15 protein-coding genes are annotated in these 14,636 nt (G+C 48.0%); 2 read left to right on the forward strand and 13 right to left on the reverse strand.

Annotated elements, in window-relative coordinates; all coding sequences use genetic code 11:
- Positions 1 to 7: 7 nt before the first annotated feature.
- From ERX55_RS00615 to ERX55_RS00625, 3 genes are read right to left on the reverse strand one after another with little or no spacing between them, the layout of a single operon-like run.
- The gene (locus ERX55_RS00615; protein WP_133450648.1) at positions 8 to 313 is read right to left on the reverse strand and encodes a DivIVA domain-containing protein; all 306 of its coding nucleotides are present in this window, start codon (positions 311 to 313) and stop codon (positions 8 to 10) included.
- Between the two features lie 4 nt (positions 314 to 317).
- Positions 318 to 872, reverse strand: a complete 555-nt coding sequence (locus ERX55_RS00620) for an SLOG family protein (RefSeq protein WP_133450649.1) — start codon at positions 870 to 872, stop codon at positions 318 to 320.
- Complete coding sequence (locus tag ERX55_RS00625) at positions 869 to 1,195, reverse strand: DUF1798 family protein (protein ID WP_165983664.1); 327 nt, start codon at positions 1,193 to 1,195, stop codon at positions 869 to 871. Before ERX55_RS00625 ends, ERX55_RS00620 begins: the two co-directional genes overlap by 4 nt.
- A 76-nt stretch (positions 1,196 to 1,271) precedes the next feature.
- Here ERX55_RS00625 and recU point away from each other — a divergent pair, with 76 nt between their 5' ends.
- Entirely contained in the window at positions 1,272 to 1,883 is a 612-nt protein-coding gene (recU, locus tag ERX55_RS00630; protein ID WP_133450651.1) for a Holliday junction resolvase RecU, read from the forward strand.
- Positions 1,883 to 4,201: a transglycosylase domain-containing protein gene (locus tag ERX55_RS00635; RefSeq protein WP_133450652.1), complete on the forward strand. Its 2,319-nt coding sequence runs from the start codon at positions 1,883 to 1,885 to the stop codon at positions 4,199 to 4,201. The genes recU and ERX55_RS00635 overlap by 1 nt, the downstream gene beginning before the upstream one ends.
- Before the next feature lie 11 nt (positions 4,202 to 4,212).
- Here ERX55_RS00635 and ERX55_RS00640 read toward each other — a convergent pair whose 3' ends face one another.
- Genes ERX55_RS00640 through mgsA form a run of 10 tightly spaced genes read right to left on the reverse strand, consistent with a single transcriptional unit; the run spans position 4,213 to position 14,632 of the window.
- A complete protein-coding gene (locus tag ERX55_RS00640) occupies positions 4,213 to 4,554 on the reverse strand; it encodes a YpoC family protein (protein ID WP_133450653.1) in 342 nt (113 codons plus the stop codon).
- Positions 4,547 to 5,206 (reverse strand): endonuclease III, encoded by a 660-nt coding sequence (gene nth, locus ERX55_RS00645; protein WP_133450654.1) that lies wholly within the window; start codon positions 5,204 to 5,206, stop codon positions 4,547 to 4,549. Before nth ends, ERX55_RS00640 begins: the two co-directional genes overlap by 8 nt.
- Positions 5,196 to 5,849 (reverse strand): DnaD domain-containing protein, encoded by a 654-nt coding sequence (locus ERX55_RS00650; protein WP_133450655.1) that lies wholly within the window; start codon positions 5,847 to 5,849, stop codon positions 5,196 to 5,198. The genes nth and ERX55_RS00650 overlap by 11 nt, the downstream gene beginning before the upstream one ends.
- 46 nt (positions 5,850 to 5,895) lie before the next feature.
- A complete protein-coding gene (gene asnS, locus ERX55_RS00655) occupies positions 5,896 to 7,194 on the reverse strand; it encodes an asparagine--tRNA ligase (protein ID WP_133450656.1) in 1,299 nt (432 codons plus the stop codon).
- Between the two features lie 2 nt (positions 7,195 to 7,196).
- The gene (locus ERX55_RS00660) at positions 7,197 to 8,381 is read right to left on the reverse strand and encodes a pyridoxal phosphate-dependent aminotransferase (RefSeq protein ID WP_133450657.1); all 1,185 of its coding nucleotides are present in this window, start codon (positions 8,379 to 8,381) and stop codon (positions 7,197 to 7,199) included.
- 54 nt (positions 8,382 to 8,435) lie between these two features.
- A complete protein-coding gene (locus tag ERX55_RS00665; RefSeq protein ID WP_133450658.1) occupies positions 8,436 to 11,030 on the reverse strand; it encodes a helicase C-terminal domain-containing protein in 2,595 nt (864 codons plus the stop codon).
- A 10-nt stretch (positions 11,031 to 11,040) separates the two neighbouring features.
- Positions 11,041 to 12,012: a biotin--[acetyl-CoA-carboxylase] ligase gene (locus ERX55_RS00670; RefSeq protein ID WP_165983665.1), complete on the reverse strand. Its 972-nt coding sequence runs from the start codon at positions 12,010 to 12,012 to the stop codon at positions 11,041 to 11,043.
- Positions 11,999 to 13,144, reverse strand: a complete 1,146-nt coding sequence (locus tag ERX55_RS00675) for a CCA tRNA nucleotidyltransferase (protein WP_165983666.1) — start codon at positions 13,142 to 13,144, stop codon at positions 11,999 to 12,001. The genes ERX55_RS00670 and ERX55_RS00675 overlap by 14 nt, the downstream gene beginning before the upstream one ends.
- The gene (bshA, locus tag ERX55_RS00680; protein WP_133450661.1) at positions 13,131 to 14,258 is read right to left on the reverse strand and encodes an N-acetyl-alpha-D-glucosaminyl L-malate synthase BshA; all 1,128 of its coding nucleotides are present in this window, start codon (positions 14,256 to 14,258) and stop codon (positions 13,131 to 13,133) included. Before bshA ends, ERX55_RS00675 begins: the two co-directional genes overlap by 14 nt.
- Positions 14,255 to 14,632, reverse strand: coding sequence for a methylglyoxal synthase (mgsA, locus tag ERX55_RS00685; protein ID WP_133450662.1), 378 nt, complete (start codon positions 14,630 to 14,632; stop codon positions 14,255 to 14,257). The genes bshA and mgsA overlap by 4 nt, the downstream gene beginning before the upstream one ends.
- Positions 14,633 to 14,636: the final 4 nt, after the last annotated feature.

Raw genomic sequence — 14,636 nt, forward strand, 5'->3', positions numbered from 1 at the left:
GGCAAGACTACTTACCAAAGACCGCTTTTTCAAGATTTGAGATTCTTTTCAGCAGATCGTAGTTCTGGGAGCCGGAATCGCCTCTGCCTGTCGCGACCCGTATCCTTAAATCTTCTATCTCTTTTTTCAGCTTCTTATTTTCATCTGTCAGCTTCAGCAGCTGATGATTCATGTCCTCCATCTTCTGATAGTCGGATATGATATCATCCAGAAAACCGTCGACATCTTCAGGCTTGAACCCCCGAACCATCGCCCGTTCAAATTCTTTCTCGTAAATATCTTTTGCCGAGTACTTCAGCGTCATATCTTCCATCCTGTCATCCTCCCCATTTCTCGCTTTGGTAGTCGTTGATAAAGACCGATAGATCGTCCATAGAAATGATATCCATATTATAGTCACTCTCATTACTAAAATCAATCAGCTGACGTTTGAAGTATTTCGGGCTGCCCTCATGCTCCTCATCATAGAAGAGCAGTGTTCCTTCAGTATTCTCCAGTATGAACTGTGTCGCTTCCCTGAACATATAGCCGCCCGCATAGGCCTGCTGATAAACAGACGTCACAAAATCGGCCTGACTGATGATCCGGTCATAGTAGAGCTGGTTCTCTTCATTCCATTTTGCTGTGTGCTCGAGAAAAGGTGTGATGACCGCCAGTTTCAGCTGATAGTTCTTCTTCAGCCTGATCGCCACTTCCCCTGCCCAGAGCTCTGTGCCGAGCATGCCGCTGATAATGACCCATTCCAGCCCCTCTTCGGCATATTGTCTGATGCGTTCCTGGAGATAGAGCTTAATAAATCTCACTTCAGGCTGATTGTTCTTGAATATCTGAAGCTCAAAAGGCTTATAGCCTGTCACATACAGGGATTTCATAGTTTGCGCTCTAAATAGTGAAGATCATGCTGCACGGCCTTAAACTTATCCAGGAAGACTTTTTTACTTGTCTTATCAAAAAAGCAGTCAACCGACAGCTCCCTCAGATGCAGAACGAGCAGCTGCAGTTTCAGCTCATTCATTAACGGTAGCTTCAGAATAGCCTCCTTAATGTCATCAAGCTGAGCTAGATGCCGGTCCACACGCTCTGTGAACGGCTGGATATCCAGAACGAAATTATATTCCTTGCCATTTTTAGCGGCATTGAAAAATGTTTCTATCTTTACTAAATCCTCATTCAGTGGTTTAATATAATCTTGCAATTCAGGGCACGTCCCTTCAGAAATATGGTAAAATTAGCTGTAATCCCATCATACTAAAAAATCAGGAAGTTACAAAATGGTAAATTATCCGAACGGAAAAAAACATCCGTCTAAAGACTTAGTTACAACAGGACGTGAAAAGCGTAAGATAAACTATGGCAGGCGCGGCATGGTTTTCGAGGAGGCCATCGATGCCTCCAATCAATACTATCTGACTGAACATCTGGCAGTGATTCATAAGCGTCCGACGCCTGTGCAGATTGTTAAAGTGGATTATCCAAAACGTAGTAAAGCCGTGATCACTGAAGCTTACTTCAAGACACCTTCTACTACCGATTATAATGGTATCTATAAAGGAAAGTATCTGGACTTTGAAGCAAAGGAAACACAGAATAAGACCAGCTTCCCGCTCGTCAACATTCACGCCCATCAAGTCGAGCATATGCGGGCGGTAATCGAACAGGGGGGGATCTGCTTTCTGCTGATTCATTTCGCCGTCTTAAATGAAGTCTACCTGCTGCCTTTCGTCCCCTTCTATCACTACTGGCAACGGATGATGGCGGGCGGACGCAAATCAATGACATTAACAGAAATCCGAAACGATGGTATATTAGTACCAAACGGTTTCAGGCCGAGACTTGACTATCTCGCCGCTTTATCTTTATCAGATGAGAGTGAGGAAAAATAATGGCAACAACTAAATCCAAGAAACGCAACGTAAAGAAAACAATCCTTCAGATTCTCGGAGGACTTGTCATTGCTTTCGCCGCTGTAATGGTACTCGCTATCGGCCTGTTCCTTTATTACGCGTGGAAAGCACCTTCATTTAATGAGGCAAACTTACGTGATCAGTTACCCACCAAAATCTATGACAAGAACAACCAGCTCGCCACTGTGCTCTATATGGGGCAGCGCAGAGAAGAGGTTAAATTTGCCGACATCCCGGACCAGATGAGAAATGCTGTCCTTGCGACAGAGGATAACCGTTTCTATGAACACGGTGCAATTGACTTCAAACGTCTGACAGGTGCCGTCCTTAAAAATATCACAGGCGGCTTCGGCTCACAGGGTGCCTCCACTTTAACCCAGCAGGTCGTGAAACGTTCATTCCTGACCGATAAGAAATCAATTGAACGGAAAGCGCAGGAAGCCTATCTGTCCTACAGATTAGAGCAGGAGTACGACAAGAACCAGATCTTCGAGATGTACATGAATAAAATCTATTATTCAGACGGTATTTATGGTGTTAAAACAGCAGCCAAATATTACTTCAACAAAGACCTGAAAGACCTGACGCTTGCTGAGTCTGCTTATCTGGCAGGACTGCCGCAGATCCCTAATATGTATAATATTTACGATCACCCCGAGGCAGCTGAAAAACGGAAAGACACCGTCCTCTATCTGATGAACCGTCATAACCGCATCACACAGGAACAGATGAAAGAGGCGCAGGCACAGGATCTGCATGCCAATCTGGTTCCCCGTACCGCGGCTGAGCGTCAGAACATCGATCAGAATGACCCGGTCTACGCTTCCTATGTCAACATCATCAAGCAGGAAATTAAAAGCAACAAGGAATTTAAAGGTCAATCACTCAGTGATATCCTGACCAGCGGCTTAAGCATCTACACCAATATGGATGCCAATGTCCAGAAAACCCTGCAGAACAATGTAGACAACCTGGCCGTCTACAAAAATAAAGACCAGCAGGCTGCCGCTACTATCCTGGATACCAAAACGGGTGGACTGGTTGCCATCTCTGGCGGCCGCGGCTATCAGGACGTTGTCGACCGTAACCTGGCGACTGATCCCCATGCAGTAGGTTCAATCATTAAGCCTATCCTTGATTACGGCCCAGTGATCGAAGGTCTGAAATATCCGACGAGCACTCAGATACAGGATGAAAGCGTGCTGGATATCAACGGCAGCGAATTCCGTAACTATGATACGCTCAGTCACGGTAATGTGACCATGCGTGAAGCACTGAGAAAAAGTTACAACATTCCAGCGCTGAAAATGTTCCAGACTTCGCAGTCTCAGCTCGGCTACGATGCTCCTGCCAACTTTGCGAAAAAAGTGAACTTAAACTATGACAATCCGGATCTCGGCCCTGCTGAAGCACTCGGTGGCGGCGCTTCAGAATTCTCAACGACACAAATGGCTGCAGCCTTCTCTGCCTTCGGTAACAATGGCGTCTACAACGAGGCACATGCGATTCGCAAAGTCGTGACACAAGATGACCAGACCATCACATTCAGTCATACGACCAGAAAAGCGATGGAAGATTATACCGCTTACATGATCACCGATATCCTGAAAGATGTCTTTACAGCAGACGGTACTGCTCCTGGTATGGCCCCTGCTGGTGTCAACTTCGCCGGCAAAACAGGGACAGCGACTTACGGCGATGAAGTTTATCAGAAATATAATCTGCCGAGCTCTGCGGCAAAAGATGTCTGGATATCCGGTTATTCACCGCAGTACACGATGACCGTCTGGATGGGCTTCACTAAAATCGCACAATACGGCGAGAACTCATTCGTAGGACATGTGGAACAGGCATTACCACAATCACTCTTTAAAGCTGTAATGACAGAAGTCAGTCCGATAGATGGTCAGGACTTCCAGAAACCTGATTCAGTGACCGAAATCGGCAATGAACTTCAAGTCAACGACGGCGAAACAACTAAACAGATCACTTCTTCAGAAGTCAAAACAGAAGCTGCAGGTACCCCGGTACCTGCAGCCTCTGTTACAGATACGCCTAATATACCGGTCACAACAGACCTGCCGGCCACTGAACGAGTAACGACAGAAGTCATGACGACAGAGAAACCGACGACCGAACCACCGACCACTGAGAAACCGGCAACTGAAAAGGTGACGACTGAAAAGGTGACGACTGAACTACCGACGACCGCTGCACCGGCAACCACGGTACCGACGACTGAAGCGACGCGTTCAGCAGCACCTGTCACAGAAGCACCTAAAGAAAAAGCCTCATAAAAAAGAGCCTATCATTCGATAGGCTCTTTTTTAGCTTTTCTGTTATCTCTTATCTTCTTGATAGCGGCCAGCTTCTTGACCTCGGACCGCATCGTCTTCATCTGCTGATAACGCATAAAATGAAAACTATTCGCTGAAATAAAGTCAATCCGTTCTGCAGCATTGAGCGGTTTATAGGCCAGCTGTTCGATTTGAGTGACATCGACAGGCTGCTCATTGACCTCAAATAAATATGTGATCAGCGCCTCTTTGTACTGGTCCAGTAAGACTAACCCCCTGTCACTCTGCATCGCTTTGTCATCCGCCAGTGCGTCCAGCTGTTCTTCAAGCGACTCAAAAAATGCCTCATTCATCACCGATTATCACCTTCTTTCTTTTCTTCCCTTCACGGCAGTCACTCAGCAGCGGACATACATTACATTTCGGATTTTTGGCGGTACAGTGATAGCGGCCAAAGAAAATAAGCTGATGATGTGTTTTTGTCCAGCGTTCCCTAGGCACTTGACGACACAGGGTCGTTTCCACTTCTGTGACATTATCCTTCCAGCGGCAGATTCCAAGCCTTTTAGAAACGCGTTCAACGTGCGTATCAACTGCCAGAGCCGGTACACCGAATGCCACAGAGACGACGACATTCGCCGTCTTCCGGCCGACGCCTGGCAGCTTGACAAGCTGAGCATGCTCTTTTGGCACCTGCCCGTCATATTCATCCAGCAGGATGCGGCAGAGCGCCTGAATGTTCTTGGCCTTGTTGCGATAAAGACCGATCGAACGGATATCTGTCATCAGTTCTTCCAGGGGCACATTCAGATAATCCGCCGGCGTATGATATTTTTCAAACAGTGACGCTGTTACTCTGTTGACTGTCGCATCTGTACACTGTGCTGACAGCAGGACAGCGATGGTCAAGTCGAATGGATTGCGGTAATTCAGCTCGCACTCGGCATCCGGATACATGTCAGCGATGACATCAAGAAGCTCGAGTGTCTTCTTTTTACTTAGCATATGGATTCTCTCCGTTCACCCAGTCAAACACCGGAAAGTTTTCAATCGTTTTGGTCATTTTGCGGCCGGTCTTGAAATCGTTGCTGACCGTCTTGGAATCATCAATCGTCTTGACATTCCGCTTCTGCCAGTTCAGCAGGATACGGTCGATATACTTAAAGCTGAGCTTATCATGCGATACCGCTTCATCGAGCGCAGCCTGAATGATATCCAGCGAATGATGGTCACTATCCAGCCAGTGATTGAGTGTCTGCATCTCTATAGGCGTCAGCGGCCTGCTGAACGCGACTTCAAAGCGTTCGAAGAGGGTATTGAAACTCAGCTCATGGCTGACTGTCTGCGCCTGATAACGGGCTTGCAGCTGACGGTCCAGCGGTTCAAGTGAAATGATTTCACTGTACTGCTGATGGCTGTGGTCGACATGTATCGCGATCAGGTCCTTCTGAATCAGCCCTTGAATCTGCGCAGCCACCTGCTCTGTCGTTAAGGACATCTCATCTGCCAGTTCCTTGAATCCAGGCATCTCCTTGCCGTCAAACTGCATCAGCTTAAGCAGCACGACCAGCTCTGTTTCATTCATATTTAAGTGCCGGTAATCCTTCAACAGAATATGCGGCACTGCTAGATGTTGATTGATAAGCATACTCTCACCTACAAGAAAACGCTAACGATTGTTAGCGTTGTGATTTTTATGGATAAAGTCTGTTCAGAAGACGTGGGAACGGACTTGTTTCTCTGACATGTTCAACACCAGAAATCCAGGCTACTGTTCTTTCCAGACCGAGACCGAAACCTGAATGCGGCACACTGCCGTATTTCCGGAGATCCGTATAGTATGAATAAGCCGCCGGATCAAGATGATGTTCTTTCAGACGGGCTTCCAGAAGTTCAAGATCGTTGATACGCTCTGAACCTCCGATGATTTCACCGTAGCCTTCCGGTGCGATCAAGTCTGCACATTTCACGGTACCTTCTTCTTCCGGATTCGGTTCCATGTAGAACGGCTTGATTTGAGTCGGATAGTTGACGATAAAGACTGGCAGGTCAAAATGATTGGCGATCGCTGTCTCATGCGGCGCACCGAAATCATCGCCCCATTCAATATCATCGAAGTTCATTTCCTTAAGCATCTTGATTGCATCGGTATAAGTGATACGCGGGAACGGCGCCTTCACTTTCTCCAGTTTCTCCGTATCACGGCCGAGAAGCTTAAGATCAAGCTGACAGTTCTTCAGGACGGACTGAACGATATAGCTGACGTAGTCTTCCTGTACTTTCAGGCTGTCTTCATGCTCATAGAAGGCCATTTCCGGCTCAATCATCCAGAACTCAATTAAGTGACGGCGCGTTTTCGACTTCTCAGCACGGAACGTCGGGCCGAATGAGAAGACTTTGCCGTGTGCCATCGCTGCCGCTTCCATATACAGCTGACCACTCTGTGAGAGGAAGGCATCTTCATCGAAGTACTTCGTATGGAAGAGTTCACTTGTCCCTTCAGGCGCACTGCCTGTCAGAATAGGCGGGTCAATCTTAGTGAAGCCTTCATTGTTGAAGAACTCATAAGTCGCACGGATGATTTCATTTCTGATCTTCATGACGGCATGCTGACGTTTTGAACGCAGCCACAGGTGGCGGTGGTCCATCAGGAAGTCTGTACCATGGGCTTTCGGTGTAATCGGATAATCCACTGCCTCATGGATGATTTCAAGATCCGTCACTTCCATCTCATAGCCGAAGTCAGAGCGGTCATCTTCCTTGATGACACCTGTAATATAGAGGGAAGTCTCCTGAGTCATGCCTTTTGCCACTTTAAAGAGTTCTTCACCGATATCTTCTTTCACCACAACTGCCTGCATAAATCCTGTGCCATCGCGCAACTGCAGGAATGCAATTTTACCGCTGGAACGTTTGTTTAAAATCCAGGCACCAATCGTGACTGTCTGACCGACAAAATCGGACGACTGATTAATAGTAATTTTATCTGCCATGTCTATTTCTCCATTCTTTCTTCTACAAATTGTTTGATACGTTTGATCGCTTCTGTCATCGACTCGAGATCGGTTGCGTATGACAGACGGATGTTATCAGGTGAACCGAAACTAGAGCCCGGAACCACCGCTACCAGTGAGGTTTCCAGCAGTTCTTCAACAAACTGGTCCGCATTGTCGAGTCCGCAGAGACGAACCGTCTCTTTGACGTTCGGATACAGATAGAATGCGCCTTTAGGCTTGATACATTCAATCCCAGGAATCTCCATCAGCTGAGGATAGATGGCATCAAGACGTGACTTGAACGTCTTGTTCATCTCCCGCAGGAACGTCTGGTCCCCCTCGTAGGCTTCAATCGCCGCCCACTGTGAAGGCGTCGTCGGATTACTTGTTGAATGACTCGCAAGATCCGTCATAGCTTTGATCAGCTGCCTGTCGCCTGCTGCATAGCCGATCCGCCAGCCTGTCATGGAATGACTTTTCGATACACCGTTGATGATGACCGTCAGCTTCTTGATGTCCTCTCCCAGTGCGGCGATGCTGATATGTTCGCCGTCATAGACAAGCGTCTCATAGATTTCATCTGAGACGACGATGATCTGATGCTGCACTGCCCAGTCAGCGACCGCCTGCAATTCTTCCCTGGAGTAGATGGCACCTGTCGGATTGCTTGGTGTGTTCAGAATAATGGCCTTCGTCTTATCCGATAACACGCTGTCAAGCTGATCAGCTGTCACCTTGAATTCTGTCGATTCATCTGTTGTGACATAAACGGGTTCACCGCCTGCCAGTTTGACCTGTTCAGGGTAGCTGACCCAGAAAGGGATTGGAATTATCACTTCATCGCCTTCATCAAGAATCGATTGGAATAAGTTATAAAGTGCATGCTTCGCGCCTGAGGCCACCATTATTTCGTTCAGCTCATAGCGCAGACCTTCATCGCGCTCCAGTTTCTGCTGGATGGCTTCTTTCAGCTTCGGCAGTCCTCCGGCCGGCGTATATTTTGTCTTGCCTTCTTCAACGGCCTTGAATGCAGCCTGAATGATGTTTTCAGGTGTATTAAAATCGGGTTCACCTGCTGCAAGTCCGATGACCGCCTGACCCGCCGCTTTCAGTTCATTTGCCTTAGCGGTAATCGCCAGTGTAGAGGATGGCGTCAGTTTCTGTACTCGTTGAGATAATTCCATTTCAACAGCTCCTTAATGATGATACTTTCAGTTTACCAAAGAAGCACACTCAGGTTAAATCATTTCTTGTCTGCCGCTTCTTTTTTTAGTCACTAAAGATAGAAAATCTGTCACATCTCCTCTAGTGACGTCGTACTTCGCCAGCACGCTATCAAAGATGTGATGATAACTGGCTTCAACGATTCGCTTATCCATACAGAGAATGATACCCCGGTCTTCCTCACGCCGAATCAGACGTCCCGCTGCCTGTCTGATCTTCGTTGCTGCATAGGGCAGCTGATAGTCATTGAAACTATCCGCAAGTTCATCTTTCATCAGTAGAATCCGTCTGTCGCTCGGATGAATGAAAGGCAGCGTGACAATCATCACACACTTAAAGGCATCGGACTGATAATCCATCCCCTCATAAAAGGCCTGAGTCCCGAGGAGGACGGCACTGTCCAGCTGATTGAACTGAAGTAGCAGTTTGTGCGCATTGGACTGCGGGGTCTGAACGAGCAGTGTGGTCTCCAGCACGTCCTTCAGATAACTTTCCACTTCGCTGATCATCTGATAATTGTTGAATAAAACAAGCATCTTTTTATGTTCTGTCGCAAAATAGGACGAAATATACAGTGACAGCTGCTCGATATAAGCCTCGTGGTCCTGATAGTGAAATTCCGGCATATCATGCGGTATAAAGAACGTCACCTCGTCCTGACGCGCGACTGGCGCAAACAATGTGATATTGTCCTGATGCATATCAAGCAGCGGATTCAGATGTCTGAGCGACTGATTTAACATCAGGGAACCTGATAACAAGGTCAGGGAATCGAAATGGCTGAACAGCTGGGTACTGAAAATATCACCGAGCTTTTTATCCTTAATGAACAAAGTGGCGGCGGTATAATTGCGGCCGGGCTGAACGAAGACGAGCTTCCCTCCTGTCAGCGCAGTCGTGATCTGCTGATAAATCTGATGGACGAAATTGACTTCTCTGTTCACCATGCGATTGAGATCCAGCTGATCCGTCATTGCTTTGAAGGCTGTTATCTTATGCAGCAGCTGCGGCAGCACTGCTGACGTCCTGAGTCTGACGAACGGGCTGCTGGAGTCAAGCGCAATCTCCTGAAAGAACTGGTCGTTCAGCTGCTCGACTTCCTGGATGACCGCCTTCAGCTCAAAATGCGAGACGGCCAGCTCATCCAGACTTCTTTTCGACTGGTTCAGCTGCTGATAGGCGCTGAAGACAAGACCCTCTTCTTTAGCCAGCTGAGACAGGTGGTATTTCACGGCCTGGTAGCTCCAGGACACATACGTGTGTTCCAGCGCGACTTCCTGCAGCTGATGGCCTTCATCGATAATCAGATGACTGAACTGGCCCGGGAACCCTTCCTTACCTGAATGCAACAGATGGGCATGATTCGTCACACCCAGCACTGGGACGTTGATTTTACGGACATCCTGATAAAGATAAGTGTCTTGTCTGCCTTTATAGAGGGTGCGCATCAAATCCAGATAAATCTTGCGTCCACCGTTTATGTTCAACTGACTGATATCTCCGGACTGGCCGGCCAGCAGAAAAACAAGTAACTGCATCTTCAGCAAGAGAATATCGTGGTTTTCCTTCGTGTCATCAAGCAGGAACTTAACGAACTCAACTGAAATATAGTTGCGCTTACTTTTCAGCAGGATGAGTGGAACCGGCTGTCCCAGTGCCTTTTCAATCAGTACAGCATCTGACTGAATCAATTGCTGCTGAAGCGCTTTAGTGGCAGTAGTCAGCAATATATTCTCCCCGTGCTGCGCCAGATAGTAAGTGGCGGCGGTCAGATAGGCGAGGGATTTACCACTGCCGACTTCCGCCTCAATCAACTGCATATTACCGGTCAGCATCGTCTCATAGATCAGCTCCGTCAAATACAGCTGCTCCTGCCGGAAATGCAGCTCATTCACTTCTATGATACGTCTGTAAAATGCCTCGAGAGATTCATCTATCGTGACTTTCTGCGCATCTATCGTCGTCAAGTGATAGGCCAGCCCTTTTAAGACAGGAAAATGACTGACTGTCTGATGACGCTCAATCAGTGGAAAGAGCAGTTTGTCGATATCATTTCTCATCTTTTTGGCCAGATGATAGATCTGAATCAGCGTCTCTTTCGGAAATGCGGCCAGCTTGGCAAGCGCGAGCTGCATGATCTCAGCCGTTGCCTGTGCGTCTGCTATGGCACTATGCGCATCATCCAGCTGAATATCAAGTGTCTGCGCCAGCGCACTTAACTGATAACTTTCAGCATCAGGGTAGACAATCTTGAAAAGGTCGACTGTATCGATACAGTGCCGCGGCTGAAAGTGGATGCCCGCCTTATCAAAGAGCCCTGTCAGAAAATTAAGATCGAAATGAATATTATGTGCGACAAATACTTTATCCTGCAAAAGCGCCAGTACATCCGGCATGATCTCCCTGAATGTAGGGGCCTGACTGACCATGTCATCCGTAATACCGGTCAGTGACTCAATAAACGGAGGAATCGGCTGGTCGGTATAGACATAGCTGTCATAACGGTCGATAATCGTCCTGTCGTCCATGATGACGATACCAATCTGGATGATATCATCAACCGCCATATTATTACCTGTCGTCTCTATATCGACTACTGCGTACTGCATATCTTCCCTCCTAAATTTCTATATCCGCACTCATAAAGTGATGCAGCGTGCCCTTTTCATCCTGTACAACTAAACGGCCATCATCCAGGATTTCGACAGCGACGCCCTCCACTACAGTCGTCCCTTCCGTATACCGCAGTTTTCGCTGCCAGATGTTTGAATACTGCCCATACTCATCTTTGATATCCTTGAAATCAAGTACCAGGAACTGCCTGAAGGCTGCTTCTATTTCAATAAGCAGCTCTTCCAGAAACTGATAACGGTTGACTGGATGACCTGTTGCAGCTTTCAGACTGGTCGCTTTCACTGCAAGGTCCTGCTGAAAATCTGACGCCTCATGATTCAGATTAATGCCGATTCCGCAGATGATATTCTGGATCAGTGCAGCCTCACCGCTGATTTCCGTGAGGAAGCCGCAGCACTTCCGGTCATCGATATAAATGTCATTCGGCCACTTGATTTTAGCCTCAGCGCCACTCATACGGCGGATCGTCTTGGCGATTGCGAGAGACAGAAAAAGATTGAACGACATCATTTTCTGGAGCGGCACATCTCTTCTGAAAACAGCTGTCATCCACAGCCCTTTTGTCCCTTGCGAATCCCAGCTGCGGTTAAAACGGCCCCTTCCTGCTGTCTGCACTTCACTGATGACAATGAATGGCTCATCTATCTCTAGCAGTTTCTCCTTCGCGACCAGCTGAGTGGACGTCACTTCCTTATAGACGAAACGTCTCTTAAAATAAGAAGACTGCTTGATGATCAGTGCCATCATATCCTGGTCCCACTCCTCCGGAAATCCGGTGAGCTGGTAGCCTTTATTCTGCACGGAATGCACTCGGAATCCCTGCTGCTTTAACAGCTCAATGGTTTTCCAGACAGCTGTGCGACTGATGGCCAGACGTTCAGCAATCGTCTGACCTGATAGATAGGTCGAGCGGTTATGATAGAGCAGCTCGAGAATGTCACCTTTATATTTCGCCATGTTCATCCACCCATTTCATTATCGCATCAGGCTGATTCTTCAGCTGACCCGTAATAATCGCATCCTCCATCTCAGCAAGCATCACTTTCAGCCAGCTGCCCCCTTCTCTTTTAAGATGTGTCATCACATCATGACCGTTCACTGCTATATCCTGTCTGCTATGTATTCTGCGTGCCTGACGGTATGCTTTTGCATCTGATTGATTCCCCGCGAGCTTCTGGCAGGCCTCTATTGTGGCCAGAGGGTAATGATAGACCAGTCGCTCCATCGTGAATTCCTCCTGCTGCTCAAGTTGCTGCAGTATGGCCACTGCCTGCTTGATGGTCCGGTAGCTGTCATTGGATAACTTCAGGCTCCGCATACCGTCCATGTCTGCCAACCCTTTAAAGATATGGAATGCGATATAGACTTCAAGTGACATGGGTGCTTCAAGCAGCAGCACTTCCTGCCACCCCCGGAAATACGGCAGGTAGTTGACAATGCCACTTACCGTCAGGGTGTTCATACCCCTTGATGGTTGCAGGCCATTCAATAATTTCTGCAGCTCTACTATGATACGTTCTACTGCCACATATTCAATCAGAGGCGCACATGTCTTCATCGCCTCAAGCGTCTGCGATTCAATCGTGAAGTCCAGGACGCTCTGAAAACGGGCTGCCCGTATCATCCGTAGGGCATCTTCAGTAAAACGTCTCTCTGCATCGCCCACGGCACGAATCAGCCGCTGCTCTAAATCATTCTGTCCCCCGGTATAATCGATGACTGACATGCTGTGATCCAGCGCCATCGCATTCACTGTAAAGTCACGCCTGAGCAGATCCTTTTTCAGATCACTGACGAATATAACGGAATCCGGCCGCCTATGGTCCTCGTAGTCGCCGTCTATGCGAAAGGTCGTCACTTCAAATGTCCCGTTCAGTATGACCATCACCGTACCATGCTCTTTGCCGATCGGCACTGTCCGCTCAAATAATGCCTCCACTTCGTCCGGTAATGCACTTGTCGTGATATCCACGTCACTGATCGGCAGCTCAAGCAGATGATTGCGCACAGCTCCCCCTACAATATAAGCCTCGTACCCTGCACGTTGCAGCTGATCCAGGACTGGGAGAGCGGACTTAAGCTTGTCCATCGATAAGCTCCTTGTAGAGCATTTCGTACTGTGAAGTGATAGCTGCCGAAGAAAAACGGACAGCGATATCTTCAAGCATATTCTGCTGCAGCTGCGCATAATAGGCGTCATCCGTCAGCAGTCTGACAGCATAGGCTGCAGCCTGCTCTGAATCCCCCACATCTACTAAAAGGCCTGTCTCCTCGTGTCTGATGACTTCACCGATCCCCCCTGCTCTTGTACCGATACAGACGACGCCGCAGTTCATGGCTTCCAGTAATACCAGACCGAAGCTTTCTTTTTCAGACATCAGCAGGAAGAGGTCTGACATCTGATAAAAGCTTGCGACTTGCTCCTGTTTGCCGACAAACATGACATCTTCATCGATGCCGAGCTTATGCGCCAGACTTCGCATTTTGGATAACTCGGGCCCGTCACCAATGAGCAGCAGCTTGACTTTCAGTGATTCTCGTACTTGCTTGAAAGTGGCGAGAATATCCTGTATTCTCTTCACTTTTCTGAAGTTGGAGACGTGCGAGATCACTTTATAGTCCTTCGGTATGCCATACATCTCCTTGAGTGCCGAAGAATCGACCCTTGTAAAATCTTTTTCATTGATGAAGTTATAGACCGTTCTGATTTCTTTATTCGGTGCGATAAGCGACATGGTGTCCGCTGTCAGGGCATCGCTGACACTCGTGACGATATCACTTTCTTCTATACCGAAACGAATGGCACTTCTCAGCGTAGAATCATAGCCGAGAACAGTGATATCGGTCCCGTGCAGAGTGGTGACGATTTTGACATCTTTCCGGGCAATCTGGCGTCCTAGAATCCCGCAGATGGCGTGAGGGACCGCGTAATGCATGTGCAGGACATCCAGGTCGTATGCATTGATGACTTCTGCTATTTTAGTCGCCAGCGTGATATCATACGGCGGATACTGAAAGACCGCATATTGATTCACATCAACTTGGTGAATCGTAATATTCGGCCGCTGGAACTGTATTCTGAACGGTGTATTTGATGTGATGAAATGCACATCATGTCCCCGCTCAGCCATCTGTATGCCGAGCTCTGTCGCTATAATACCTGAGCCGCCCATCGTCGGGTAGCAAGTAATCCCTATTTTCATGAAAGTCCTCCGTTCTCATAATAAGAAATAACAGCCAGTGCTGTCCCTTCGTTCGTTGCAAGCGGCACATCATAGACGTCTGATAAACGTAAAAGTGCGGAGACATCCGGTTCGTGCGGCTGAGCAGTGAGCGGGTCTCTGAAGAAGAAGATGGCATCCACCTCTTTATTGGCGACAAGCGCCCCTATCTCCTGGTCACCGCCAAGCGGCCCTGACTTAAAGCGATGGACGGTAAGGCCCGTCGCTGTTGACACCCGTAGTCCGGTAGTCCCTGTTGCGTAGAGCGTATGTTTACTGAACTCGTCCAGATGCGCCTGAATGAATCTGACGAGTGCCTCTTTTTTCTGGTCATGTGCGATAATAGCAAATTTCATAAGG

This window comes from Macrococcus bovicus, assembly GCF_004359575.1.
Lineage (GTDB): Bacteria > Bacillota > Bacilli > Staphylococcales > Staphylococcaceae > Macrococcus > Macrococcus bovicus.

Excerpts from the sequence above, each read along its gene's own strand:
- ERX55_RS00615 (WP_133450648.1), bottom strand. The coding sequence starts at position 313 with ATGGAAGATATGACGCTGAAGTACTCGGCAAAAGATATTTACGAGAAA.
- ERX55_RS00620 (WP_133450649.1), bottom strand. The coding sequence starts at position 872 with ATGAAATCCCTGTATGTGACAGGCTATAAGCCTTTTGAGCTTCAGATA.
- recU (WP_133450651.1), top strand. The coding sequence starts at position 1,272 with ATGGTAAATTATCCGAACGGAAAAAAACATCCGTCTAAAGACTTAGTT.
- ERX55_RS00635 (WP_133450652.1), top strand. The coding sequence starts at position 1,883 with ATGGCAACAACTAAATCCAAGAAACGCAACGTAAAGAAAACAATCCTT.
- ERX55_RS00640 (WP_133450653.1), bottom strand. The coding sequence starts at position 4,554 with ATGAATGAGGCATTTTTTGAGTCGCTTGAAGAACAGCTGGACGCACTG.
- nth (WP_133450654.1), bottom strand. The coding sequence starts at position 5,206 with ATGCTAAGTAAAAAGAAGACACTCGAGCTTCTTGATGTCATCGCTGAC.
- ERX55_RS00650 (WP_133450655.1), bottom strand. The coding sequence starts at position 5,849 with ATGCTTATCAATCAACATCTAGCAGTGCCGCATATTCTGTTGAAGGAT.
- asnS (WP_133450656.1), bottom strand. The coding sequence starts at position 7,194 with ATGGCAGATAAAATTACTATTAATCAGTCGTCCGATTTTGTCGGTCAG.
- ERX55_RS00660 (WP_133450657.1), bottom strand. The coding sequence starts at position 8,381 with ATGGAATTATCTCAACGAGTACAGAAACTGACGCCATCCTCTACACTG.
- ERX55_RS00665 (WP_133450658.1), bottom strand. The coding sequence starts at position 11,030 with ATGCAGTACGCAGTAGTCGATATAGAGACGACAGGTAATAATATGGCG.
- ERX55_RS00670 (WP_165983665.1), bottom strand. The coding sequence starts at position 12,012 with ATGGCGAAATATAAAGGTGACATTCTCGAGCTGCTCTATCATAACCGC.
- ERX55_RS00675 (WP_165983666.1), bottom strand. The coding sequence starts at position 13,144 with ATGGACAAGCTTAAGTCCGCTCTCCCAGTCCTGGATCAGCTGCAACGT.
- bshA (WP_133450661.1), bottom strand. The coding sequence starts at position 14,258 with ATGAAAATAGGGATTACTTGCTACCCGACGATGGGCGGCTCAGGTATT.
- mgsA (WP_133450662.1), bottom strand. The coding sequence starts at position 14,632 with ATGAAATTTGCTATTATCGCACATGACCAGAAAAAAGAGGCACTCGTC.